Source organism: Nonomuraea diastatica (genome assembly GCF_004349015.1).
Classification (GTDB): Bacteria; Actinomycetota; Actinomycetes; order Streptosporangiales; family Streptosporangiaceae; genus Nonomuraea; species Nonomuraea diastatica.
The window spans coordinates 1-21,941 of record NZ_SMKP01000032.1; the positions used below are offsets into that span (position 1 = coordinate 1).

A 21,941-nucleotide genomic window follows, 5' to 3' on the forward strand; every position below is an offset into this window, starting at 1 on the left:
TATAAGAGACAGAGCCAGGCGGGTGCGTACGAGGAGTGCGGCGCCGGCCACGGCGGCGGGCATGGCGATGACCGCCACGAACGGGATGAGGAAGAGCAGGAACACGGCCACCCCGAATCCCAGCGTGGCGGCCTTGTTGGCGCGGAGGAGGGCGAAGCGTTCCTTGCGGGCCATGCCGCGCCGTTCCAGGGACAGCGTGGTGAGCTCCACTGTCATGAAAAATCCGGAAACGGCCGCTCCCAGCACCGGCACCACCGTCTGCCCCACCACGGGTACGAACCCGAGCGCGAATAGCGGAACCGCGAAGAGCAGCATGTAGAGCAGGGTGACCAGGCTGTCGCGGATGGACCGCGGCAGCGTGCGCCACCAGGGCTGCTCGTCCTCCGTCTCCAGCACGTCGACCGCCGCCGACAACTTCTCGTAGAACGGATCACCGATCGCGAGCGTGAGCGCGACGAACGTCAGCACCGCCAGCGCCAGCCCTCCGAGGAACAGGGCGACGCCCACGAGCGCGCGGAACGCCTCCCGCCAGCTCCACGAGTCGGCGAACGGCGTCAGGAACGCGGCCAGGTCGGTCGCGTTGGTGCCGAGGAAGATCAGCGCGACCACATAGACGGCGAACGCGATGACCGCCGGGACGAGCCCGAACAACCACCATCGCCCGTTACGGGAGACCCAGCCGAACCCCTGGAGGAAGAAGCCCACGCCGGAGAAGAAGTCGCGCACTGATCGCATGTCCGGCAGGCTAACGCCAGAAGTCCGTCACCGCGTAGCCGAGCTCCGCGAACAGGTCTCGAAGGAGCGGCAGCGAGATGCCGAGCACGTTGCCGTGGTCGCCCTCGATCCCTTCGACGAACCATCCGCCGCGCCCTTCGATGCTGAAGGCTCCGGCCAGGCCGAGCGGCTCGCCGGTGTCGACGTAGGCGGCGATCTCCTCGGGGGAGGGCCGGCCGAAGTGCACCACGGTGGTGGCGCTCTCCGCCGCCTGCCGGCCGGCGACGACGTCGATGACGCAGTGACCGGTGACGAGCCGCCCCGTGCGGCCCCGCAGGAGCCGCCACCGCTCCAGGGCCTCCTCGGGCGTGGCCGGCTTGCCGTAGGGGCGGCCGTCGAGCTCGAGGATCGTGTCGCAGCCGATGACCAGCCCTTCGTCCAGCCCGCTCGCGACCGCCTCGGCCTTGGCCTTGGCCAGCACCAGGCTGAGCGCCGCCGGAGAGTATGCCGAATAGGCCTCCTCGTCCACGCCGCTGACGATGACCTTGGGGTCGAGGCCAGCACTGCGCAGGAGAGCCAGGCGGGCGGAGGATGCTGAGGCCAGAACGATCACTCGCACAGCCTACCGGTCACCAGTCGGGGGTCGCTGTGCCCGGTGTGATCTCACGCCTGCTCGCGTTCCTGCGGCCGCGAGTGAGGGCCGCCGTGTCGTACGGGCTGGTCCGCTGCGCGGGCATGCCGCCGAAGATGCCGTCGAGCAGGGTCGTGACGAGGTCCCCCAGCTTCTCGGGGAGGGTGGACCGTTCGTGGTCGAGCTCGTCGGCCAGGGCGCGCGCGTCCAGGCCACGCCCGGCGGCGCGGTCGGCGAGCAGCGACATGATCATGGGGGCGATCAGCGGCAGCAACTTCATCATGGCTCCGGGGTGCACCGCGGCGAGCTGCGACAGCCCGGCCGCCGCCCGCTCGGTGCCCTGGCCGCCGAACACGTGGCCGAGGATGCTGTGGCCGTCGCGGGTCAGCGAGGCCACGTCGCCGTTGAAGGGGTCGGTGTCCTTGTGGTCGTCCAGCGCGCTGAGCAGGGCGTCGGCGCCGTCAAGGTGCTCGGCGTCGCGGGCCATGCCACCGATGATCGTGCCAGCGACGGCCTGGATCACGATGCGGGCCGTGGCCGGGTCGGTGCCGAGCATCCCGGCGACCTGTTCCAGCCCTGAGTCTCCGAGCCCGGCGAGAAGCTCGTCAGTCAGTGTCACGACAAGTCCCCCGATCGTTGTCCGAACATCTGCCCCGGCCGCGATCGACGTCAACGTCCGGATTGCCTAATTCTCGGAAAATTCCCTCGGCCGGCTCCCGGCGGTGTCCGTGGACCGGCTCGGCAGGCCCGCGGCGGTGTACGCCCCGGCCTCGTCGAGGGTCTCGTGCTCCAGCAGAGCCTCCACGATCGCGTCGAGCTTGTCGCGGTTCTCGCTCAGCACCTGGACCGCGCGCTCGTAGCACTCGTCCACGATGCGCCGCGCCTCCTCGTCGACCATGGCGAGCGTGACCGGCGAGGCCTGGGGCTGCTGGCCGTCGCTGGGCAGGATGGTCAGCGGGCCGATCTTCTCCGACATGCCCCAGCGGCCGACCATGCCGCGGGCGATCATCGTGACCTGTTCGAGGTCGTTCTCGGCGCCGGTGGTGATCACGCCGAACACGACCTGCTCGGCCGCCATGCCGCCGAGCGCGCCGGTGATGCGCCCGCGGAGATATTGCTCGTCGTAGGCGTAGCGGTCGCTGTCGGGTGTGGACAGCGTGACGCCGAGCGCCCGGCCGCGCGGGATGATGGAGATCTTCCTGACCGGGTCGGCGCCCGGCTGGAGCATCCCGAGCAGCGCGTGCCCGGCCTCGTGGAAGGCGGTCCTGGTGCGCTCCTCCTCCGGCATGACGATGCTGCGGGCCGCGCCGAGCTGCAGTTTCTCCAGCGCATCGGTCAAGTCGGCCGTCGCGACCTTCTCCTTGCCGCGCTTGGCGGCGAGCAGGGCCGCCTCGTTGACGAGGTTGGCCAGGTCGGCGCCGGTCATGCCGGGGGTGGTCTTGGCGAGCTGGTCGAGGCCGACCTCGGGGTCGAGCGGCACGCCCCTCGTGTGCACCGCCAGGATCGCGGTGCGGCCGGCCGCGTCGGGCAGGCCCACCTGCACCGTACGGTCGAAGCGCCCGGGACGCAGCAGCGCCGGGTCGAGGATCTCGGGGCGGTTGGTGGCCCCGATGACGATCACGCCCTCGGCCCCGGAGAAGCCGTCCATCTCGGTGAGGATCTGGTTGAGCGTCTGCTCGCGCTCGTCGTGCCCGCCGACGCCACCGGCGCCGCCCCTGGCCCGGCCGATGGCGTCGATCTCGTCGATGAACACGATCGACGGCGCCACCTTCCGCGCCTCCTCGAACAGGTCGCGCACGCGTGAGGCGCCCACGCCGACGATCATCTCGATGAACTCGGAGGCGCTGGCCGAGAAGTACGGCACCTTGGCCTCGCCCGCGACCGCCCTGGCCAGCAGCGTCTTGCCGGTGCCGGGAGGGCCCGCGAGCAGCACGCCCTTGGGCAGCTTCGCGCCCAGCCTGCGGTATTTGCCGGGGTCTTTGAGGTAGTCGACGATCTCGACGAGCTCGTTCTCGACCTCGTCGATGCCCGCGACGTCCTCGAACGTGACGCGCACCTGCCCGGCCTCGACCGGCTTGGCCGCCTTCGACTTGCCGAGCCCGCCCAGGCCGCCGCCGCCCATCATGCTGGCGCCCCGCCGCATGATCCAGATCCACAGGCCCGCCAGCAGCAGCACGGGCAGCAGCGACAGCAGCAGGTTGGAGAAGAACCCGCGCGTGATCGGCTTGGAGGTGATCTCGACCTGCCCGGCGGCCAGCTGCTGGTCGAGCTGGTCGGTGTTGGCGAAGGCCGGGATCTCGGTGGCGAACTTGGTGTAGGACTCGTTGCTCTCGGGGTTCTTCGCCGCCGCCCTGAGGTCGCCCTCGACGGAAAGGCCCTCGGCGTAGATGTCCTTGACGTTCTTCGCGTTCACCTGCTTGGTGAACTCGGTGTACGAGATCGTCTCGACCGAGCCGCTGTCGACGAACGACGAGACCACGAAGAAGGCCGCGTACACGACGAGAAGGGTGACGGCGAACCGCCACCAGTTGATCTTGGGTCGCCCTCCGGGTGTGCCGGGCAGGCCCTCCGAGCGCCAGGGCGGCTTGCCCTTGCCGTTGTCGGATGCCTGCGGCGCTCCAGAGCGTTCCACGGCGTCACTCCCCCAAATCGCCGCATTCAATGATCTTTCTAGCCTAGGACACGCACCCCTGCGGCCATGCGGCCGACATCGGACCAGTGCTTTCGCTGCGTGTCAGGCACTGTGACGAACGCCAGGCCTGGCTTGCGCATTCCCCCGTCCATGACGACGACGGCCGCGCGGGAGGAGTGTTTTCCGTACTTGACCCGATAAATCAGCATCCATCCGCGCTTGACCGGTTGCGCGGCCAGCCAGGTGATCCGGGAGCCCTGGGGGTGGTGGTTGAGCGTCCAGCGGGCGGCCAGCAGCGCCGTGTCGCGCGGCGACTTCTGCTCCATGATCGGGAGCGGGCAGCTCACGAGGATCCCGCGCAGGCTCGTGCCGCGCTGCCTGGGCAGCACCTGCTTGGTGGTGAACGGCGCCGGGTTGTGCGCCTTCCACGGCAGGCCCAGCCTCGGCACGGCCAGCCCCGTGCGCCGGTCCTTGAGCACCCGCCTGGCGGGCGGGCGCGGTTCGATCTTCTTGACCTTGGGGGTCAGCTTGGGGACGCGCGGGTCGGCGTACAGAGCTTCCATGGCCGTGTAGCCGGGCGGGAGCGAGGCGCCGGGAGTGGGTGACGCCTTCGCCGCCTGGACGGGCTCGCCGGCCTCGGGAGAAGGTGCAGGGCCGGACGAGGACGGTGCGGCCGGCGGCGCGGTTACCGGCCCCGCCGCGACCTCGTCCGGCCCTGACGGGAGCACTGCCACGACCAGCGTCACGGCGACGGCCACGACGGCGACGGCCACGGCGAGCCCCCGGTACACCACCCGCATGCGGAGATCACCGATGCGGGAGCGTTTGGGCGGAGAATCAGGGATCCAAGGTCTGGAAGCGGTTCTCACGCGGGAACCCTTGATCACATCTTCCCCATCGAGCACGAGCGGAGCGTACGACATATCCCGCCATGGCGTCCTCGAAGCGACCGAAGTGCAATCATGGCGTCGTGGAACAGGTGGAGCTTCGCTTCGATCAAGCCTCCAGAGCAGCCCAAACCCATACAAATCTCTCAGCAATCAGGCAGAGCGCGACGGGGCTCTGGATCGCCGGCGACGAGACCGCGACGTTCGAGCACCTGGCGTGGACGGGCGACCACTTCGGCGCCCAGCGCACGTTCGAGCTGGCGGACTACGTCGACCTCCCGGCCGGACCCGTGGACGAAGCCGACATCGAGGGCCTCGCCCGCGCCGACGGCCACCTCTGGCTGGCCGGCTCGCACAGCCTCAAGCGCAAGAAGGTCAAGTCGAAGGACCCCGCCAAAGCCGCCGACCGGCTGGCCACGGTGGTCAGGGAGGAGAACCGCTTCATCCTCGTACGCCTGCCGCTCCTCGACGAGCAGACCCCGGGCCGGGGGGCGATCCTGTCCGGCGGGCAGGGCCTCACCGCGCACCTGCGCGACGACCGGCACCTCGGGGCGTTCCTCGATCTGCCTGGCAAGGACAACGGGTTCGACGTCGAAGGCATCGCCGTCGTGTCCGAGCAGGTCTACCTGGGGCTGCGCGGCCCCGTGCTGCGGGGCTGGGCGGTCGTGCTGGAGCTGCGGCTGGACGACGCGGGCAGCGGGCGGCTGCGGTTGCGCGAGCCGTACCGCAAACACTTCCTGGACCTGGACGGGCTGGGCGTGCGGGACCTGTGCCCCGACGGCGACTCGCTGCTGGTGCTCGCCGGGCCCACCATGAGCCTCGACGGGCCCGTACGCCTGGTCCGCTGGCGGCCGGGCCTGCGCCGCGACGTCGTTCCCGCCGACGAGCTCGAGACGGTGCTGGAACTGCCGTACGGCGCCGGCTGCGACCACCCCGAAGGGCTCGCGCTGCTGGCCGGCGGCCGGGTCATGGTCGTCTACGACAGCCCGTCGCCCGCGCGCATCACCCCGGCCGGCGGCGTGCTGGCCGACGTGTTCACGCTCTGAAGAAGCGCCCGGCGAGCCAGGGCGCGTCCGCGACGAACGTGCACGAACCCGCCTCGATCTCGGTGAACCCGGCGTCGCGCACCACGGGCAGCCCTGCGGCCGCCTTGGCGTCGAAGTCGCCCTGCGCGGGAGCCTGGCGCACCGACACCGCCAGCCCGCGCTCCCGCCAGGCGGCACGCTCGCCCGCGTCGCAGGCCCACCACGCGAGCTGAGCGGCGTGCCCGGCCTGCGCCATGGCCTTGCCCGCGGACATCTCCAGCTTGGGGTTCTCCCACAGGATCGGGGGCCCGACGGGAGGCGGCTCGGCGGTGTCGGCCAGTTCGGTGCCCGACACCTGCAGCCGCGCGAGGTCTCTCGGCCAGTCGTCGAGCGGCACCGGCGGATGCACGCGCATCTCCGCCGTGCGGTGCCCGATCGTGCGCCCCGGCAGCGCGAGCGCCCGCCGCCACTCGGCGCCCCGCGCCCGGCGCACGACCTTGCGGATCCTGCCGGTGGACTGCCAGGCGTGCAGCTCGGCGGCCCACTCGCCCGGGTCGGCCAGCAGGCTCAGCACGGCCATGGCGGCGGCTTCCAGGGCGTCGGTGCGCTCGGGGGGCGCGGCCCGCTCGATCCTGACGACCAGCGGCAGGACGTACAGCTCGGTGCTCATCGCTCTCAAGAGGTCATCGCTTGCTCAGGTTCGTCGCTCCCTAGCATGCCCGATCGCCAGGGACATGCCGGCGGCCACCAGGCAGAGGGCGCCGGCGGCGTACCAGGCGAGGTCGTAGGCGCCCAGGTGGTCGCGGGTGAGGCCGGCTCCGAACGCGGCGATCGCTGCCCCGACCTGGTGCGCGCCGAACACCCAGCCGAACACGACGGCTCCGTCGGCTCCGTAGACGCGCCGGCACAGGACGACGGTGGGCGGCACGGTCGCCACCCAGTCCAGGCCGTAGAAGATGATGAAGATCAGCATGCTCGGCTCGGTCGTGGCCGCGAACAGGCCGGGCAACACCATCAGGGAGAGCCCGCGCAGCCCGTAGTAGACGCCGAGCAGCACCTTCGGGTCGATCTTGTCGCTCAGCCAGCCGGACGCGACCGTGCCCACGATGTCGAAGATCCCGATGACCGCCAGGAGGCCGGCGGCGACCGGCTCGGCCATGCCGTGATCGTGCGCGGCGGGGATGAAGTGGGTGCCGACCAGGCCGTTCGTACTGGCTCCGCAGATCGCGAAACCGCCCGCCAGCAACCAGAACGGCCGCGTCCTCGCCGCCGCGGCGAGCACGGTGACGGCTCTGACGGCGGCGTTGGCCGTGCTGGGCGCCGCACGCACGGCGCCGGGCTGCGCGCCCAGCGCCGTGGTGCCCACGTCCTCGGGCCGGTCGCGCAGCAACCACCACACGCACGGCACCACGACCAGCGCGGCCGCGGCCACGGTCAGCGAGGCGAACCGCCATCCCGGACCCTGCGCGAGCTGCGCCAGCACGGGCAGGAAGACGAGCTGCCCGGTGGCGCCGCCCGCGGTCAGCACGCCGGTGACCAGCCCGCGGTGGCGGACGAACCAGCGGTCCACCACCGTCGCGGCGAACACCAGCGCCATCGACCCCGTGCCGAGCCCGACCAGCACGCCCCAGAGCAGCAGGAGGTGCCAGCTCGCCGTCATCAGCACGGTGAGCCCGCTGCCGCAGGCGATCAGCAGCAGGGCCACGGCGACCACGCGGCGCATGCCGAAGCGGTCCATCAGGGCGGCGGCGAAGGGCGCGGTCAGGCCGTAGAGCACCAGGTTGATCGAGACGGCCAGCGAGATCGTGCCGGCCGACCAGCCGAACTCGTTCCGCAGCGGGGTGATCAGCACACCGGGGGTGGCGCGGAAGCCGGCCGCGCCGAGGATCGTCACGAACGCCACGGCCGCGACGTACCAGGCCCGGTGCAGCCCGCGACGGGTGGGGGTGGTGCTCAAGGTCATGCGCCCATCCTGATCGACCTCCTCAAGCGGCCACGAGTGGCCGGAAAGCCAATATGTGAAAGAATCCAGCCATGGCCCATCGGATCGCGGTCGTGGTGCTGGACCACTTCGCCCCGCTCGACCTCGGCGTGCCCGGCCAGGTGTTCGTGAGTGCCCGCGACGCGGACGGCGAGCGGCTCTACGAGGTGGTGACCTGCTCCGAGGGCCGCATGCCGGTGCGCTGCTCGGCTGGCTACGCCGTGCAGCCCGACCATGACCTCGACGTGCTCGACACGGCCGGCACGGTCCTGGTGCCGGGCATCCACGGCGGCCGGGCGCTGGTGAAGGGCACGATCTCGGAGCGGCTGTCGGCGGCCCTGCGCGCCGGACGGAATGGACGGACGCGCACGATGTCGATCTGCACGGGCGCGTTCGTGCTGGCGGCCGCGGGCCTGCTCGACGGGCGGCGGGCCACCACGCACTGGCTGGAGGCGGCGCGCTTCGGCGCGCTGTTCCCGCAGGTGAAGCTGGATCCCGACGTGCTCTACGTGGACGACGGCGACCTACTGACCTCGGCCGGGGTGGCGGCGGGCATGGACCTGTGCCTGCACGTGATCAGGCGCGACCACGGCAGTGAGGTGGCCAACCGCGCCGCCCGCCGCTGCGTCATGCCGCCCTGGCGGGAGGGCGGCCAGGCACAGTACGTCGACCGGCCGCTCCCGGACGGCGACGGCGACGGCACGGCGGCCACCCGCGCCTGGATGCTGGCCAACCTCGACACCCCGCTCGACCTCAACGCGCTGGCCACGCACGCGAGGATGAGCGTGCGCACGTTCACCCGGCGCTTTCGCGAGGAGAGCGGCGTGAGCCCGGCCAAGTGGCTCAACCGGCAGCGCGTGCAGCACGCCAGGCACCTGCTGGAGACGACGGACCTGGGTGTGGAGGAGGTGGCCAGACGGGCCGGCTTCGGCACGGCGGTCTCGCTCCGCCAGCACCTGCACGCGGCCGTGGGCGTCGCGCCGCTGGCCTATCGGCGTACCTTCCGGCGCACCTGATCGGCCGATCGCCGCAGGGCCCCCGGATCCCGGCAGGTTCCCCGCCTAGAATCGGCGCCAAAGATCGACGTCCGAAGGATCGTGACATGGCCGAGGTTGACCGCTTACCTTCAGAGATCAACCCTCACATCCCCAGTGTCGCCCGCATGTACGACTACTATCTCGGCGGCCGCGACAACTTCCCCGCCGATCGCGAGGCGGCCGAGAAGATGATCGAGATCGGCCGCCGGATGGGCAACGACACCCGGCAGATCGCGCTGGCCAACCGCGCCTTCCTGCGACAGGCGGTGCGCGTGATCGCCGAGGCCGGCGTGCGCCAGTTCGTCGACATCGGCGCCGGGCTGCCCACCCAGGACAACGTGCACCAGGTGGCCCACCGGCACGCCCCCGGCTCCCGCGTCGTCTACGTCGACAACGACCCGATCGTGTTGTCCCACGCCCGTGCGCTGCTGGCCAGGGACCCCGACGTCGTCGCGGTGGAGGGCGACCTCAGGGACCCCGACGCGATCCTGGACGACCCGCGCGTCACCGGGCGCATCGACATGGCCGAGCCGTACGCGGTCCTGCTGGTCGCGGTGCTGCACTTCGTGCCCGACGACGACGAGGCCGCCAGGATCGTCGCCCGCGTCAGGGAGCGGCTGCGGCCCGGCGGCCATCTCGTGCTCTCGCACCTGTACGCGGGCAACGCCGCGGCCGACGTGACCGACGCGGGCCAGTCGGTCTACCGCGGCACCGCCGCCGGCGGCCTGGCCGGCCGCGATCACGGCCAGATCGCCGCCTATTTCGACGGTCTCGACCTGATCGGCCCCGGGGTCGTCCCGGTCGCCGACTGGACGCCCGACGCCTCCCCCGAAGGCCCGTACGACTACGTCAGGCCGGGCATCCTCGCCGGCGTCGGCCGCGCCTGAGCCGGGTCGCTCAGCGCTGGTCCCGCGCGCAGGGCACACGGCTGCCACAGGACGCCGCCCTTCGGGAACACCTCGGTGGTGGCGGCGCGCACGGCCCCGAAGGGGACGCCGAGCAGGGCCGTAGTCGTCGATCCGGGCGCCCGCCGGGACGAAGTGGTGGACGCGGTGTTCCGCGTCGTGCGGCGCGCGGGCTTCGAGCAGGCGTCGCTGCGCAATGTGGCCGAGGGAGGCGGGGCTGGCCATCGGCTCGGTCCGGCACTATTTCGAGGGCCACACCGACCTGGACGTTCACGACGGCGGCCCGCACCCGGCCCGAGCTCCAGCCGCTGGCGCGGGAGGTGTACGACGGCACGCGCAGGCTCGTGTCGACGGCATCGCCCGGCACCGGCCGCGGGCACGGACGCCGGGGTGAACACCGGGCGGCTGGCCGCGCTGATCGACGGGCTCACCCTCGCGGCCGTGCTCCGTCCCGAGCGGATGACGCCCGAGCTGACGCGCGACGCGCTACGCCGCCACCTCCAGGCTTTCGCCGAACCACGTCCTCAGCGCCTCGTCGAGCGTCTCGCCGGGCGTGCCGGCCCAGGCCACGTAGCCGTCGGGACGCACCAGCACGGCATCGGGGCCCTCGGACGCCACCACGTCGACCCGCCCGTGACGCACCCGCAGCCGCCCTGCCGGGTCGAGCAGGACCGGCCTGGCGCGGGCGGCAGGCCCGGCAGGCAGGTCGGGCAGGAAGCGTCCGAGCAGCGGATGCGGCGGCGCGGGCATCGGATAGACCACGTCAGAGCCGGCCAGCAGGGAGGCGATGCGGCGCCGGGCCGCCTCGTCGTCCAGCAACTCGCCGAACACCGCGCGCAGCGCCGTGACCTCGGCCCCGGGAGCGGCCAGCGCGAGCTGGGCCTGCGTGTGCAGGGCGACCCGCTCGGCGGCCGGGCGGCGCTCGGCCTCATAGCTGTCGAGCAGCCGCGGCGGCGCCCATCCGCGCACCTGGGCCGCGAGCTTCCAGGCCAGGTTCACGCAATCCTGCAGGCCCACGTTGAGCCCGGGCGCGCCCATGGCCGAGTGGACGTGCGCGGCGTCGCCCGCCACGAACACCCTGCCCGCGCGGTACCGCCCGGCCACCCGCGTGTTGCGCCCGTTCAGCCGCCTGAGCAGGTGAGGGCCCGCACCGCCGGGGCCGGCCAGCGGCAGGTCGGCACCGGTCACGCGGGCGAGGCTCGCGCGCAGTTCCTCGACGGTCATGGGCACGTCGTCGCCGGGCGCGCCGGGCTCCCACTCCATCACGCTGATCATCAGCGTCCCCGGGCCCGCCGGCATGATCGCGTACGCGCCGCGCTCGGTGCGGTGCCAGGCGTAGAGCCCGAACGTGCCCGCCCCCGGCACCTCCACCTCGGCCCGCTCCATCCGCAGCACCGCACCCGGGACGCTGACGTGGGCGGCGCGGCTCACGACGTCGGCCGTGACCACCCCCGGGAAGCCGATGCCGGCGAGCTTCCGCACCGTGCTGTGCGCGCCGTCGCAACCGACCAGATAGCGGGTGCGCAGAACGTGGGGCCCCGCGGGCCCTTCGAGGCGCAACGTGACGCCCGCGGCGTCCCGGTCGAAGCCGGTCAGCTCGTGCCCGCGCCGGATCTCCGCGCCCAGATCGACCGCCCGCTTCTCGAACAGCTCCTCCAGCCCGGACTGCTTGATCCCGTGCCCGTGGAGCGGGTTGTCGTCGAGCCCCGACAGGTCCAGCGGCAGCGCGCCGAACACGAACGCGCGCACCGGGGCCTCCTCAGCGGCGAGGCCACGCCGGCGCAGCAGCCGCACGACCTGGCCGACGATGCCGTTGGCCTTGGGCTGGTCACTGCGGTGTGGCAGGCGTTCGACGACGAGCGGCCGGACCCCGGCCAGGCTCAGCTCGCAGGCCAGCATCAGCCCGTTGGGACCGCCGCCGGCGATGACGACGTCGAAGTCGCCGTCAATGTCAATGTCACTGTCCATGTCACGGGCTCCTCAGGTGGACGGGGCGGGCAGCCCGGCCGCCAGCGCGCGCAGGGCGTCGCGCAGCAGCGGTGCGAGCGGGATCGGCGGGTCGGCGCGCAGCCAGTGGCCGACGGCCGCCTGGACGGCCGCGGTCGCGGCGCCGGCGACGAGGTGGGGGTAGAGGTCACGGGAGCAGTCGGTGCCGGTGCGCTCGGCGATGGCCGCGGCCAGGGCGCCGTCGGCGGCGAAGGCCACCCGCAGCGACTCGGCCCGCAGCGCGGGCTCCCTGGACAACATCCGGATGCTCGCCAGCACCTCTGGAGGCGGCGGCGAGTGGGCGTCGCCCGCGTGCTGCTCCCACGGCTCGACCATGGCCTCCGTCAGCGCCTCCCAGAGCGTCTCCTCGGGGGGCCGCGCGCGCAGCACCGCCACCGACCGCTCGATCCGGTCGGTGTGGCGGGCGGCGATCGCTTCGTGCTTGCCGGCGAAGTAGTTGTTGAACGTCCGGGGCGAGACGCCGGCCTCGGCGGCGATGTCGTCGACGCGGACGCCCTCCAGCCCGCGCTCCAGTGCGAGCCGGAGCGCGGCTGCCATCAGCGCCTCACGTGTGGCACGCTTCTTCCGCTCTCTCAGCCCGCTCATGAGAGCAGCTTAGACAAATGTGCGGATTGCGCAAATTTTCTGATCTCGCATAATTCAAGGAGAGACGAGTCTCACAGCAGCGGGTCCGTGACGGGGACCGCACTGTAGTCCTCTCCCGCGACCGGGCGGATCTCAGCCCAGTGCACCCACCGGGCCCGCCGGTCGCGCGACTGCGGGGGCCCCAGCAGAAAGCCCCATCGTGCACCCCTGGCGTCGTCGCCCCAGGCCAGCAGATAGCGCGCCTCACCAGCGCGGATCGTCGCGGCATGCTCCACAATGGGCGGCCTCCAGAGCTCGGGAAGTTCTTCGGGACTGAGATCCATGCCGACCATTATACGAACTTGTGTTCGAGAAACCTAGGAGACACTCTCCATGTTCAGCACAACGTCTCTCCAGAACCCGGTACGGTGCGCAGAACACATAACATCGTCGGACCATCAAAGTCAGCCTGAGAAGTCATGCTCAATTAATGAGAACCCGTTTAGCGTGTGATAAGGCTGGTTAGCTGCAAGCTGCGGACAACCCGTAGGCGACACACCGACGCAGGACCGCGGGATGCGGATGCGTCTACAACAAGTCAGGATGGATTTATGCGGATCTTGGTCCTCGGCGGCGACGGATACCTCGGATGGCCGACGGCTCTCCACCTGTCGCAATGCGGCCACGAGGTGGCGGTGGCCGACAACTTCGTGCGCCGCCAGTACGACCTCGAGCTCGGCGTGGACAGCCTCGTTCCGATCGAGTCCCTGCACACGCGCGTCACGGCGTGGCAGGAGCGGACCGGCAAGACCATCGAGATGTTCATCGGCGACCTCACCGACGCCGACTTCACGTACGAGATGATCCGCGAGTTCCGCCCCGACGCCGTGGTCCACTTCGCCGAGCAGCGGGCCGCCCCCTATTCGATGATCGACCGCAAGCACGCGGTCTACACGCAGACCAACAACGTCGTCGGCACGCTCAACCTGCTCTACGCGATCGCCGAGATCGACCCGGAGATCCACCTGGTCAAGCTCGGCACGATGGGCGAATACGGCACGCCCAACATCGACATCGAGGAGGGCTGGCTGGAGCTGGAGCACAAGGGGCGCAAGGACCGTGTGCTCTATCCCAAGCGGCCGGGCTCGTTCTACCACCTGTCCAAGGTGCACGACAGCCACAACATGGAGTTCGCCTGCCGCATCTGGGGCCTGCGCGCCACCGACCTCAACCAGGGCGTGGTCTACGGCCAGGAGACGCCCGAGACGACGCTCGACGACCGGCTGGCCACCCGGTTCGACTACGACGCCGTCTTCGGCACCGTGCTCAACCGGTTCGTCATCCAGGCGGTGCTCGGCCATCCTCTGACGGTCTACGGCTCCGGCACCCAGACCCGGGGCATCATCGACATCCGCGACACGGTCCGCTGCATCCAGCTCGCCTGCGAAAACCCGGCAGAGCGCGGTGAGTTCCGGGTGTTCAACCAGATGACGGAGTCCATGTCGGTCAGAGACATCGCCGCCACGGTCTCCGAGTCCTTCCCCGGCGAGGTGACCATCGACAACCTCGACAACCCCCGCGTCGAGAAGGAGGAGCACTACTACAAGGTGACCCACACGGGCCTGGTGGAGCTGGGCCTGGTTCCGCACATGCTGTCCGACACGCTCATCACGTCGCTGTTCGACGTGGCCAAGCGCCATGTCGACCGGGTCCGTGAGGCAGCGCTCATGCCGGGCGTCAACTGGCGCAGCCCGGGGGCGGAGCGGACCAGTGAGCGCTGACGAGGGAGCCTTCGCCCGCGCCACCGGCCGTACGGCGGAGCGCGAGGACGGCGGCCCCGACAAGCCCCGTTACCGCCGTTACCAGTACGACCTGATCGCCCCCCATTGCGGGCGCAGCGTGCTGGAGGTCGGTGCCGGGCTGGGCGAGTTCGCCGCGCAGTTCACCGGCCTCGACCGGCTGGTCGTCACCGACGTCGACCCCGACGCGGTGGCGCTGCTGAAAGAGCGCTTCGCGAGCGCCCCCGAGGTCGAGGCCATGCAGTTCGACCTCTCCTCCGGCGCGCAGCTGGAGCGCCCGGTCGAGACGGTGATCGCCATCAACGTGCTCGAACATTTCGAGGACGACGCCGCGATCCTCACCCTGCTGGCCGGTTCCGTCGCGCCTGGCGGCACGATCGTGTTGTGGGTGCCCGCCTACATGAGCCTGTACGGAGAGTTCGACCGGAAGGTCGGCCACTTCCGCCGCTACACGCCCGCCACTTTGCGCGACGCCGCCCGCCGCGCCGGACTGGGCGTGACGCTGGCCAGGCCGGTCAACCTGCTGGGCGGGCTCGCCTGGTGGGCCGCGGTGCGCATGGGCAAGGCGGGCTCGCCCAAGGCGGGCGCCGTCGGCCTGTACGACAAGGTCATCGTGCCGGTCACCCGGGTGCTCGACCGGGTGCTCCCGATCCCCTTCGGCCAGTCGGTGCTTGGCGTGCTCCGCGTGCCGCACGACGGGGAGCGCACCGGCCGTGATTGACCTCCACCGCTTCCTCCGTGGCGCACTGCCACGCATCTTCACGCGCTACACGCTCGGCTCCGTGCTCGCGGCCGTGGTGAGCGAGGTGACGCTGCTGGTGACCTACGGTCAGGAGCTGCTGGGAGCCCAGCCGGCCGCGGTGGCCGGCTGGGTCCTGGGCGCGGTGACCAACTACGTGCTCGCCCGCTGGGCGTGGCGGCGCAGGGGACGTCCCCGGGTGCTGCGCGAGCTGCTGCCGTTCTGGCTGACGTCAGTGGCGGGGCTGCTGCTCTCCACGTGGGCGACCGGGGTCGCCCACGATGTCGGGCCCCGGCTGTTCGCCACCGACGGAGCGCGCGTTCTGTTCGTGGGCGCGGTCTTCCTCGGCGTTTACGGCGTCCTGTTCATGGCGAAGTTCTGCTTCTTCCACTACTTCGTCTTCGCCGACCCCCGCGCGGGCTCCGCCGGCGAGGCGGACGAAGAAGGCGAGGCGGAGGCGGAGGCGGACGGCGCGGAGGACCCTGACGGCGCGGTGCCGCGGCGCTCCCGGAGCCAGGTGCCGAGCACCACGCGCAAATAGCGGTAACCGTAGACCAGGTTGCCGCCCTTCTTGGTGGTGCCGGCGACCCGCAACCGCATCGTCGCCGGCACCTCCACCACCTTGTAGCCCCGCGAGATGACGCCGATGAGCAGCTCGGACGACTGATACTGAGGCTGCTTCAGCGTGACGGCCCCGGTGACCTCGGCGCGCATCGCGCGCATGCCGAAGGAGGTGTCGGTGATGCGCTGCCCGGTCAGCAGGCTGATCATCCGGGCGAAGACGTGCACGCCCAGGCGGCGCACGCGGTCGTAGGTCTCCTGGCGCCCCAGCACCCGCGAGCCGGTGACGAAGTCGGCCTCCCCCTTCAGCAGGGGAGCGAGGATGCGCTCGATGTCGGCCGGGTCGTATTGCCCGTCGGCGTCGGTGGTCACGATGTAGCGGGCGCCGCCCGCCCTGGCGATGCGGTAGCCGAGCCGCAGGGCCGCGCCCTGCCCCCGGTTGACGGGGACGTCGCAGACCAGCGCGCCGGCCTTGCGGGCCACGGCCGCCGTGTCGTCGGAGGCGCCGTCGACGACCACGACGGTCGCCGTCTCGTGCCCGGCGATGACGGCCGGGATCGCGCTGACCACGTCGCCGATGCCGCGTTCTTCGTTGTAGGCGGCGATGACGATCGCGATGGGAGGAAGGTCGCCGCCGTGCTCGGCGGTGAACTCCGCCATCGCGGCGGCGTCGATCCGCGCGTCGGTGTTCGCCATGTGATCGGCGGTCATGCCAGGCCCTCCACACCACCGGGCACGAAGTCCGGCCACACGGTCGGCAGGCCGGTGGTCAGATCGTGCCGCGGTTCGTACCCGAGTGTCTTGGCCAGCGACGTGTCGAGCACGACCGCCGGCATCTCTCCTTGCTTGGCGGCGACGTGCTCGACCGGGATCGGCGCCCCGGTGACGTCGCGGGCCGCCTCGATCAGCTCGTTCACGCTCACCGAACGCCCCGAGCCGACCACCAGAGGGCCGTTGTGGCCCGTGCGCCAGGTCACCTGGACGGCCTGGACGATGTCGTCCACGTGGACGTAGTCGCGCAGTTGGGTGCCGTCGCCGTACACCTGGACGCCGGTGCCCTCGGCGGCGGCGCGCATCAGCCGGGGCACGAAGCTGTCCTTGTGCCGCATCCCCTGGCCGTAGACGTTGGCGAAACGCAGCGCGCAGGTCTGCATGCCGTACACGCCGGAGTAGGCGCTCAGCAACATCTCGCCCGCCGCCTTGGTCGCGCCGTAGGGGGTGAGCGGGCGCAGCGCCTGCCATTCGGTGATGGGCGCGCTGCCCACGTCGCCCGTCACGGCGTTGGTGGACGCGAACGTGAATCTGGGCACCTCCCGCTCGCGGGCGAGTTCGAGCAGCCCCGCTGTCGCCGCGACGTTCACCTCATAGGTTCCGGCGGGGTCCTCGACCGAGCGCAACACCGACGTGACCGCCGCGAGGTGCACGACGCCGTCGAGCCCCGCGGACACGGCCTCACCGCGGACCCCGGGATCGCGCAGATCTCCCACCACAGAGCGCACCGCGGGGTCGGGATGGGCGTTCAGATCGGCCACCACGACCTCGGCACCTTCTGCGAGCAGAGCCGCGACCAGGCGTCTGCCGATGAAGCCTGACCCTCCCGTGACGAGCACACGAGCTCCGGCGAACTCCGACATTCGCCGCTCCTTTCGCTTGACGTTCTGGAGACCCTACCGGCGCAACCTGTAGATTCGCTCAATCCGGCTGCCCAGGTTCGGGGTGTTCAGACGCATCGCACGGAGCCGTCGCGCACTTCACGTAGGCTACGGTTTTCTTCAACGTGATCGTGACAGCCGAGAACGGAGCCACCCCATGGAGTGCCGGTGACCCCCGAGGTGATGATGGGGCCGCCGCTGGCCGTCGGTTTCGCTCTGGCGGTGCTCGCCCAGCGCAAGGGCTGGGCCCCGCCGCTGTGGCTGGCGCTCTGCGCAGGAGCCGCCCTGCGTGTGCTCGCCATGCTGCTGGCCCCCCAGATGGCCGTCCAGCCCTACGACTTCGAGCACGACTTCCGCGACGCCGCCAACGCGGTGCTCGACGGGCTCAACCCGACGATGCACCTGCGTGAGGGGGGCTGGCATTTCTTGCCACTGCTCGCCTACGTGCTGGCCGGGCAGCAGGAGCTGGGCGAGACGCTGGGGCTGTCGTGGGCCGTCGCCGGCCGGATCGTGCCGATCGTCGCCGACCTCGCGCTCATTCCCCTGATCAGCAGGCTCGCGACCGAGCGCGGTGCGCTGCGCGGCTTCCAGTACGCGTGCCTGCCCGTCGGAGTCCTGGTGAGCGGGCTGCACGGGCAGTTCCCGCCGATCACGCTGCTGTTCGGCGTGGCCGCGCTCCTGGCCGCCCGCCGGGGTCGCGTCCAGCTCGCGGGGCTGCTCATCGGCCTGTCGGTGTCATGCACCCACTGGTCGCTGCTGCTCGTGCCGGGCGTCGTGCTGGCGGTGCCCGGCCTGCGCCGGCGGGTCACGGTGCTCGTCTGGACCGCGGTGGCGCCCCTCGCCATGCTGGCCAGCAGTGCGGTCTTCCTCGACACCGCGGTCAGCGAGCTGCCCGCCCTGGTGCGCGCCATCATGTCGACCCGCCCGGTGGTCGGCGACTGGGGCTGGACGGCCGTGGCGACCGGCGGGGAGCAGATGGTCTCGCCCGCCTTCGGCCGGACCGGCCTGGTCATCCTGGCCGCCGCGCTCCTGGCCGCGCTCTGGTGGTGGCGGCGGGCCGAGCCTGAGGTGCTGACCCTCGCCCTGCTCCTGGTCTTCCTCATCGTGACCTACCGGCTGGGCGCCCAGTATCTGCTCTGGCCGCTGCCCTATCTCCTCGCCCGGCCGCCGCGCCGAGCCTGGGCGGCCATCACCGCCACGAGCCTCTGGGTGGTGGTCGGCTATCTTCACCTGCTCTATTTCATGGCGGGGCTGGAGTGGGGGGTTGCCCACCGGCTGTGGGTGCTCTCGTCGCTCGTCGTCATCGCCGCGCTCGTCTGCGGCCTGCCCTGGCGGGAACGCGGCCCGCTCACAACAGGCCCGGCTACCGGCGCGGATGAAACCGGTCCCCGCCCGGCCGAACACGCCGCCCAGAAGGGCCGGGGTGCACCAAGCCGTAGATAGTGCCGGGGTTTCCTGTGAACCATAAAACCGTCGGACATTCCGCCCAGCGTGACGGTTGTGGACTTAGCATCTCTACATGGACGCCCACCGATGGGCCGAGGGCGGCGTAAAGCGGAGAGACGCACTCATCGTCGGAGTGGTTCATCTCATTGCGCTTCTCCTCGGGATAGCAGCCGGTCCAGGTTGGCTGGATTTGGACCTGGCCGCTCTGTTTGTCGGATATGCCGCATTAGCCGCAGCCGTGCTCGTGATCATCCGTAAGCCGTTGCTGGACCCGCCTCCCGCGACCCTGGCCATCGTGATCCTCACTGTTGTCACGCCGGCTCTGGTCGGGCTGACAGCCCACGCGATAGTGCAGGCGGTCGCCGTGGCGGATGGCAAGGCCGTGGTGGTGAAATGGTCTCCAGAGCTCCTCCACCCGGGCAACAAGGCCCGGACGAACGTTCGCGTTGAGAATGGATACACACGGCTGCGTGTTCCCGTGTCGTACGCGGACCCTGATGAGGAGCAAGGATCCTGTCCAGGCAACCGGGTCAATGTTCTGATGAACGGCCGTCAGCCGGACGGGAAGGAAAAAGAATTCACCGACGGAGAATCCGCCGAGTTCGACATCGAGGGAGAGAGCAGCGTCACCCTGTCCATGCAGCTGGTTTCCACCCAGAATTGCTCGGTGACCATCACGGCCAAAAATGTCACACTCTATCGGTAGTCAGGGGCCAAGATGAAGTCCGGTAAGCGCTCACGGAGTGCCGGCGCCCTCGCGGCGGCGCTCCTCCTCGTGACGGCCTGCGGGAGCAGCTCTGCGAAACTTCCTTCCCCCTTGGACCTGGATATCGTCACGGTGGGCGTCAAGGAATATCCAGGACTGTTTCAGAACGAGGGCCCCGACCCGGTCGGCTTCGAGGAATCCGCTCGGAACAAGATCATGGAGAACGCAGGGGTCAAACAGTCCACACCCACGTGGACACGGACGAACAACTGGCAGAGCCAACTGGCCGACAATAAGGTGCACATGGTGATGGGGATGATTTCCGACACCGACACCAGGGCGGACGATTTCCGGCTTGCCCGCTCCTATCTGAGGACCGATATCGGACTGCTGACCCTTGCCAATGCCAAGCAGGTCCGCAATGTCAAGGAACTCGCCGGCGAGACCATATGCACGGTGGAAAGAACCTCGGCAGACGAAACAATAAAAATGATAAAGCAGGCCGTTCCGCTGGTCCCCACCACCGCTCTTACCCCGGAAGCGTGCATCGAGAAAGTCAAGCAAGGGGAGGCTTTCGCCTACAGCACAGACCGGATCATCCTCATGGGATACACCATCGACGACAATAATGTCATCCGAGGAAAGTCCGTCCTCCAGGTGCTCGACCTGCCCTTGGGGAGGGAGCAGCACATCTCCATAGCGCTGCGTAAAGAGCATGAGGAAGCGTGTCGGCAACTGGTGAAGGCCATCGACACATATGTTAAGAGCAACCACTGGCTCGCCGATCTGCGAGCCCATCTCATCAATGAATACGAGAGGCTGGCGCCCGGCAACCCGCGTATGACCGACAAACAGATCAGGGACAAGTTCCAGCCGAGCGTGATCGACGCCGAGCGCTGCACCGACCAGGACTGACGTCAGGAAGCGAAGACGCGTTTCCAGCCGTAGACGATCTGGGTGGAGCTATGGGGATTCGAACCCCAGACCTCCTCCATGCCATGGAGGCGCGCTACCAGCTGCGCCATAGCCCCTTGCCGCGTGTACGAGTGTAGCCGACTTCCCGACCACCCAAGCACGCACATACATCCGGCAAAACCGGGGGCCGGCTCGGCGCGCGCCCGTGACGCCGAACCGGCCCCCGGTGGTCAGCCGACCGACCTGGCCTTCTCGATGAGCGTGGCCAGCTCCGCCACCATCGGGTCCTCGGAGTCGGCGGCCAGCCGGGAGGCGTGCTCCCCGAGCGTCGACAGGTCCAGGCCGAACGCCTTCTTGTCCCGCAGGTAGCCGGCGAACGCGGCGACGACCACGTCCACCTGGAGCCGGACCGGCGCCTCGTCCCACACGGACCCGGCCAGATCGTCCGCCCCCAACGACGCGCTCTCCTCGGACGCGGCCCTGGTGTCGGGGTCCTGCCAGCGCACGGTGGCCTGGGCGAGCTGGCCTTCGGCGCCGGGCTTGAGCCGCAGCGCGTACAGCGCGGTGACGGAGTGGCCCGGCCCGATCTCGCCGCCGTCGCGGGTGTCGTCGCGGAACTCCTCGGCGTCCAGCGCGCGGTTCTCGTATCCGACGAGCTGGTAACTGTCCACCACGGACGGGTTGAACACGACCTGTGCCTTGGCGTCGCGCGCCCGCAGCTCGATGGTGGCGGGCAGCTGCGTGGTGAAGATCTTGTCGGCCTCCTCCTGGGAGCTGACGTAGACGGCCATGCCGTCGCCATTGTCGGCGAGCTGCTCCATGAGCTCGTCCCCGTAGTCCCTGCCGACGCCGACGGTGAGCAGCGTGACCTGCTTGCCCGCGTGTTCCTTGACCCGGTCGAGGATGGTCCGCCACTCGGTGCTGCCCTGGTTGGCCAGGCCGTCGGAGAGCAGGATGACCCGGTTCGTGGCGGCGGTCCTGAACGCCTTGGACGCCTCCTCGTAGCCGGCGACCAGGCCGCTCTCCAGGTTGGTGCCGCCGTCGACGGCCAGCTCGTCCACGGCGCTCCGCAGCTCCTCCCTGGCGGTCAGCGGGGTCATCGAGGCCAGTACGGTGGCCTCGTCGCTGAACGCCACGATCGACACCTGGTCGCCGGGCGCGAGCTGGTCGAGCAGCTTGTTCAGGGCCGACTTGACGAGGTCGAGCCTGCCCGTCTCGGCCATCGAGCCGGACACGTCCACGACGAACGTGAGGTTGGCGGGCCGCCGCTGGGCGGCGTCCGTGCCGCGCGTCTGCAGGCCCACGCGCATGACCGCCTCGTCGCGGGACGGCAGCTTCGCGCCGTCCACGTGCACGGCGAAGCCGTCGCCCGACGGCTGCGCGTAGTCCTGCCGGAACGCGTTGACCCACTCCTCGGGACGGACCTCGGCCGGCGCGGGCCAGCGGCCCTCCTGGAGGGTACGGCGGGCGTAGCCGTACGACGCGGTGTCCACGTCCAGGGCGAACGTGGAGATCTGCGCCGTGGTGGTGTCCTTGTCGCCGTCCTCCTCGGCGTTCGCCGTCTGGGTCGCCGATGGGGCCGGCCGCCGGTCGGCGCGGCCCGCCTGTTCCACCGCTCGCTCTCCGGCCGCCGAACCGCCTGGGCCACCGCAGGCGGCGAGCGTCAGTACGGTCACCAGCCCTACACCGACCACCAAGGGACGAAACTTCATCACTTCCACCTCCGCCCCGTACGACGGA

General features: G+C 70.5%; 21 protein-coding genes, 1 tRNA gene and 2 pseudogenes. 10 read left to right on the forward strand and 14 right to left on the reverse strand.

Features of this window, described 5'->3' with window-relative positions:
* The 5 genes from E1294_RS13745 to E1294_RS13765 form a co-directional block, all read right to left on the reverse strand.
* A partial coding sequence (locus tag E1294_RS13745) for an EI24 domain-containing protein (RefSeq protein ID WP_246083004.1) occupies positions 1-735 on the reverse strand: 735 nt, incomplete at its 3' end.
* A gap of 10 nt (positions 736-745) precedes the next feature.
* Entirely contained in the window at positions 746-1,327 is a 582-nt protein-coding gene (locus E1294_RS13750) for a Maf family protein (RefSeq protein WP_132508475.1), read from the reverse strand.
* Positions 1,328-1,343: 16 nt separating this feature from the next.
* The gene (locus tag E1294_RS13755; protein WP_165977264.1) at positions 1,344-1,964 is read right to left on the reverse strand and encodes a DUF937 domain-containing protein; all 621 of its coding nucleotides are present in this window, start codon (positions 1,962-1,964) and stop codon (positions 1,344-1,346) included.
* A 66-nt stretch (positions 1,965-2,030) separates the two neighbouring features.
* Positions 2,031-3,977 (reverse strand): ATP-dependent zinc metalloprotease FtsH, encoded by a 1,947-nt coding sequence (gene ftsH / locus E1294_RS13760; protein WP_132508478.1) that lies wholly within the window; start codon positions 3,975-3,977, stop codon positions 2,031-2,033.
* A gap of 38 nt (positions 3,978-4,015) precedes the next feature.
* On the reverse strand, positions 4,016-4,777 hold the full coding sequence (locus E1294_RS13765) for a hypothetical protein (RefSeq protein ID WP_132508480.1): 762 nt from the start codon (positions 4,775-4,777) through the stop codon (positions 4,016-4,018).
* Between the two features lie 170 nt (positions 4,778-4,947).
* Here E1294_RS13765 and E1294_RS13770 point away from each other — a divergent pair, with 170 nt between their 5' ends.
* Positions 4,948-5,910 (forward strand): DUF3616 domain-containing protein, encoded by a 963-nt coding sequence (locus tag E1294_RS13770; protein WP_246083005.1) that lies wholly within the window; start codon positions 4,948-4,950, stop codon positions 5,908-5,910.
* Here E1294_RS13770 and E1294_RS13775 read toward each other — a convergent pair.
* The gene (locus E1294_RS13775) at positions 5,900-6,559 is read right to left on the reverse strand and encodes a peptidyl-tRNA hydrolase (RefSeq protein ID WP_132508484.1); all 660 of its coding nucleotides are present in this window, start codon (positions 6,557-6,559) and stop codon (positions 5,900-5,902) included. The two genes, E1294_RS13770 and E1294_RS13775, sit on opposite strands and share 11 nt — an antisense overlap.
* Before the next feature lie 24 nt (positions 6,560-6,583).
* Positions 6,584-7,852 carry an MFS transporter gene (locus E1294_RS13780; protein WP_132508486.1) on the reverse strand — a complete coding sequence of 423 codons (1,269 nt, stop codon included), beginning with the start codon at positions 7,850-7,852 and terminating at the stop codon, positions 6,584-6,586.
* Between the two features lie 71 nt (positions 7,853-7,923).
* On the opposite strand from E1294_RS13780, the gene E1294_RS13785 reads away from it, so the two are divergent.
* The 3 genes and pseudogenes from E1294_RS13785 to E1294_RS58000 form a co-directional block, all read left to right on the forward strand.
* Positions 7,924-8,886 (forward strand): GlxA family transcriptional regulator, encoded by a 963-nt coding sequence (locus E1294_RS13785; RefSeq protein WP_132508488.1) that lies wholly within the window; start codon positions 7,924-7,926, stop codon positions 8,884-8,886.
* Between the two features lie 86 nt (positions 8,887-8,972).
* A complete protein-coding gene (locus E1294_RS13790) occupies positions 8,973-9,794 on the forward strand; it encodes an SAM-dependent methyltransferase (RefSeq protein WP_132508490.1) in 822 nt (273 codons plus the stop codon).
* A gap of 408 nt (positions 9,795-10,202) precedes the next feature.
* Positions 10,203-10,262 (forward strand): annotated as a pseudogene (locus E1294_RS58000) (hypothetical protein); the annotation flags it as partial.
* Positions 10,263-10,298: 36 nt separating this feature from the next.
* Here the strand turns inward: E1294_RS58000 and E1294_RS13800 are convergent.
* The 3 genes from E1294_RS13800 to E1294_RS13810 form a co-directional block, all read right to left on the reverse strand.
* Complete coding sequence (locus tag E1294_RS13800; RefSeq protein ID WP_132508493.1) at positions 10,299-11,780, reverse strand: FAD-dependent monooxygenase; 1,482 nt, start codon at positions 11,778-11,780, stop codon at positions 10,299-10,301.
* 12 nt (positions 11,781-11,792) lie between these two features.
* Positions 11,793-12,404 (reverse strand): TetR/AcrR family transcriptional regulator, encoded by a 612-nt coding sequence (locus E1294_RS13805; protein WP_132508495.1) that lies wholly within the window; start codon positions 12,402-12,404, stop codon positions 11,793-11,795.
* A 71-nt stretch (positions 12,405-12,475) separates the two neighbouring features.
* Positions 12,476-12,727 (reverse strand): hypothetical protein, encoded by a 252-nt coding sequence (locus E1294_RS13810; RefSeq protein ID WP_132508497.1) that lies wholly within the window; start codon positions 12,725-12,727, stop codon positions 12,476-12,478.
* A 267-nt stretch (positions 12,728-12,994) separates the two neighbouring features.
* On the opposite strand from E1294_RS13810, the gene E1294_RS13815 reads away from it, so the two are divergent.
* Genes E1294_RS13815 through E1294_RS57725 form a run of 3 tightly spaced genes read left to right on the forward strand, consistent with a single transcriptional unit; the run spans position 12,995 to position 15,462 of the window.
* Complete coding sequence (locus E1294_RS13815; protein WP_132508499.1) at positions 12,995-14,164, forward strand: NAD-dependent epimerase/dehydratase family protein; 1,170 nt, start codon at positions 12,995-12,997, stop codon at positions 14,162-14,164.
* Positions 14,154-14,903 (forward strand): class I SAM-dependent methyltransferase, encoded by a 750-nt coding sequence (locus tag E1294_RS13820; protein ID WP_246083006.1) that lies wholly within the window; start codon positions 14,154-14,156, stop codon positions 14,901-14,903. Before E1294_RS13815 ends, E1294_RS13820 begins: the two co-directional genes overlap by 11 nt.
* Positions 14,896-15,462 carry a GtrA family protein gene (locus tag E1294_RS57725; protein ID WP_342775050.1) on the forward strand — a complete coding sequence of 189 codons (567 nt, stop codon included), beginning with the start codon at positions 14,896-14,898 and terminating at the stop codon, positions 15,460-15,462. Before E1294_RS13820 ends, E1294_RS57725 begins: the two co-directional genes overlap by 8 nt.
* Before the next feature lie 167 nt (positions 15,463-15,629).
* On the opposite strand, the pseudogene E1294_RS57730 reads toward E1294_RS57725, so the two are convergent.
* Positions 15,630-16,193: pseudogene (locus E1294_RS57730) on the reverse strand (glycosyltransferase family 2 protein); the annotation flags it as partial.
* Positions 16,190-17,116 carry an NAD-dependent epimerase/dehydratase family protein gene (locus tag E1294_RS13835; protein ID WP_132508507.1) on the reverse strand — a complete coding sequence of 309 codons (927 nt, stop codon included), beginning with the start codon at positions 17,114-17,116 and terminating at the stop codon, positions 16,190-16,192. The gene E1294_RS13835 and the pseudogene E1294_RS57730, both read right to left, overlap by 4 nt.
* 186 nt (positions 17,117-17,302) lie before the next feature.
* On the opposite strand from E1294_RS13835, the gene E1294_RS13840 reads away from it, so the two are divergent.
* The 3 genes from E1294_RS13840 (at position 17,303) to E1294_RS13850 (ending at position 20,201) form a co-directional block, all read left to right on the forward strand.
* Positions 17,303-18,577: a hypothetical protein gene (locus E1294_RS13840; RefSeq protein WP_132508509.1), complete on the forward strand. Its 1,275-nt coding sequence runs from the start codon at positions 17,303-17,305 to the stop codon at positions 18,575-18,577.
* Positions 18,578-18,653: 76 nt separating this feature from the next.
* Entirely contained in the window at positions 18,654-19,286 is a 633-nt protein-coding gene (locus E1294_RS13845; RefSeq protein ID WP_132508511.1) for a hypothetical protein, read from the forward strand.
* 12 nt (positions 19,287-19,298) lie between these two features.
* Positions 19,299-20,201, forward strand: coding sequence for a substrate-binding periplasmic protein (locus tag E1294_RS13850; RefSeq protein ID WP_132508513.1), 903 nt, complete (start codon positions 19,299-19,301; stop codon positions 20,199-20,201).
* A gap of 43 nt (positions 20,202-20,244) precedes the next feature.
* On the opposite strand, the gene E1294_RS13855 is transcribed toward E1294_RS13850, so the two are convergent.
* Together E1294_RS13855 and E1294_RS13860 are read right to left on the reverse strand one after the other, a co-directional pair.
* Positions 20,245-20,317: transfer RNA gene (locus E1294_RS13855), tRNA-Ala, on the reverse strand.
* Between the two features lie 114 nt (positions 20,318-20,431).
* Complete coding sequence (locus E1294_RS13860) at positions 20,432-21,913, reverse strand: vWA domain-containing protein (protein WP_246083007.1); 1,482 nt, start codon at positions 21,911-21,913, stop codon at positions 20,432-20,434.
* Positions 21,914-21,941 lie beyond the last annotated feature (28 nt).

What these genes read in the sequence shown, in the direction of transcription:
- E1294_RS13765 (WP_132508480.1), bottom strand. Translation starts at nt 4,777, where the DNA reads ATGCGGGTGGTGTACCGGGGGCTCGCCGTGGCCGTCGCCGTCGTGGCC.
- E1294_RS13775 (WP_132508484.1), bottom strand. Translation starts at nt 6,559, where the DNA reads ATGAGCACCGAGCTGTACGTCCTGCCGCTGGTCGTCAGGATCGAGCGG.
- E1294_RS13780 (WP_132508486.1), bottom strand. Translation starts at nt 7,852, where the DNA reads ATGACCTTGAGCACCACCCCCACCCGTCGCGGGCTGCACCGGGCCTGG.
- E1294_RS13785 (WP_132508488.1), top strand. Translation starts at nt 7,924, where the DNA reads ATGGCCCATCGGATCGCGGTCGTGGTGCTGGACCACTTCGCCCCGCTC.
- E1294_RS13790 (WP_132508490.1), top strand. Translation starts at nt 8,973, where the DNA reads ATGGCCGAGGTTGACCGCTTACCTTCAGAGATCAACCCTCACATCCCC.
- E1294_RS13800 (WP_132508493.1), bottom strand. Translation starts at nt 11,780, where the DNA reads ATGGACAGTGACATTGACATTGACGGCGACTTCGACGTCGTCATCGCC.
- E1294_RS13805 (WP_132508495.1), bottom strand. Translation starts at nt 12,404, where the DNA reads ATGAGCGGGCTGAGAGAGCGGAAGAAGCGTGCCACACGTGAGGCGCTG.
- E1294_RS13810 (WP_132508497.1), bottom strand. Translation starts at nt 12,727, where the DNA reads ATGGATCTCAGTCCCGAAGAACTTCCCGAGCTCTGGAGGCCGCCCATT.
- E1294_RS13815 (WP_132508499.1), top strand. Translation starts at nt 12,995, where the DNA reads ATGCGGATCTTGGTCCTCGGCGGCGACGGATACCTCGGATGGCCGACG.
- E1294_RS13835 (WP_132508507.1), bottom strand. Translation starts at nt 17,116, where the DNA reads ATGTCGGAGTTCGCCGGAGCTCGTGTGCTCGTCACGGGAGGGTCAGGC.
- E1294_RS13845 (WP_132508511.1), top strand. Translation starts at nt 18,654, where the DNA reads ATGGACGCCCACCGATGGGCCGAGGGCGGCGTAAAGCGGAGAGACGCA.
- E1294_RS13850 (WP_132508513.1), top strand. Translation starts at nt 19,299, where the DNA reads ATGAAGTCCGGTAAGCGCTCACGGAGTGCCGGCGCCCTCGCGGCGGCG.
- E1294_RS13860 (WP_246083007.1), bottom strand. Translation starts at nt 21,913, where the DNA reads ATGAAGTTTCGTCCCTTGGTGGTCGGTGTAGGGCTGGTGACCGTACTG.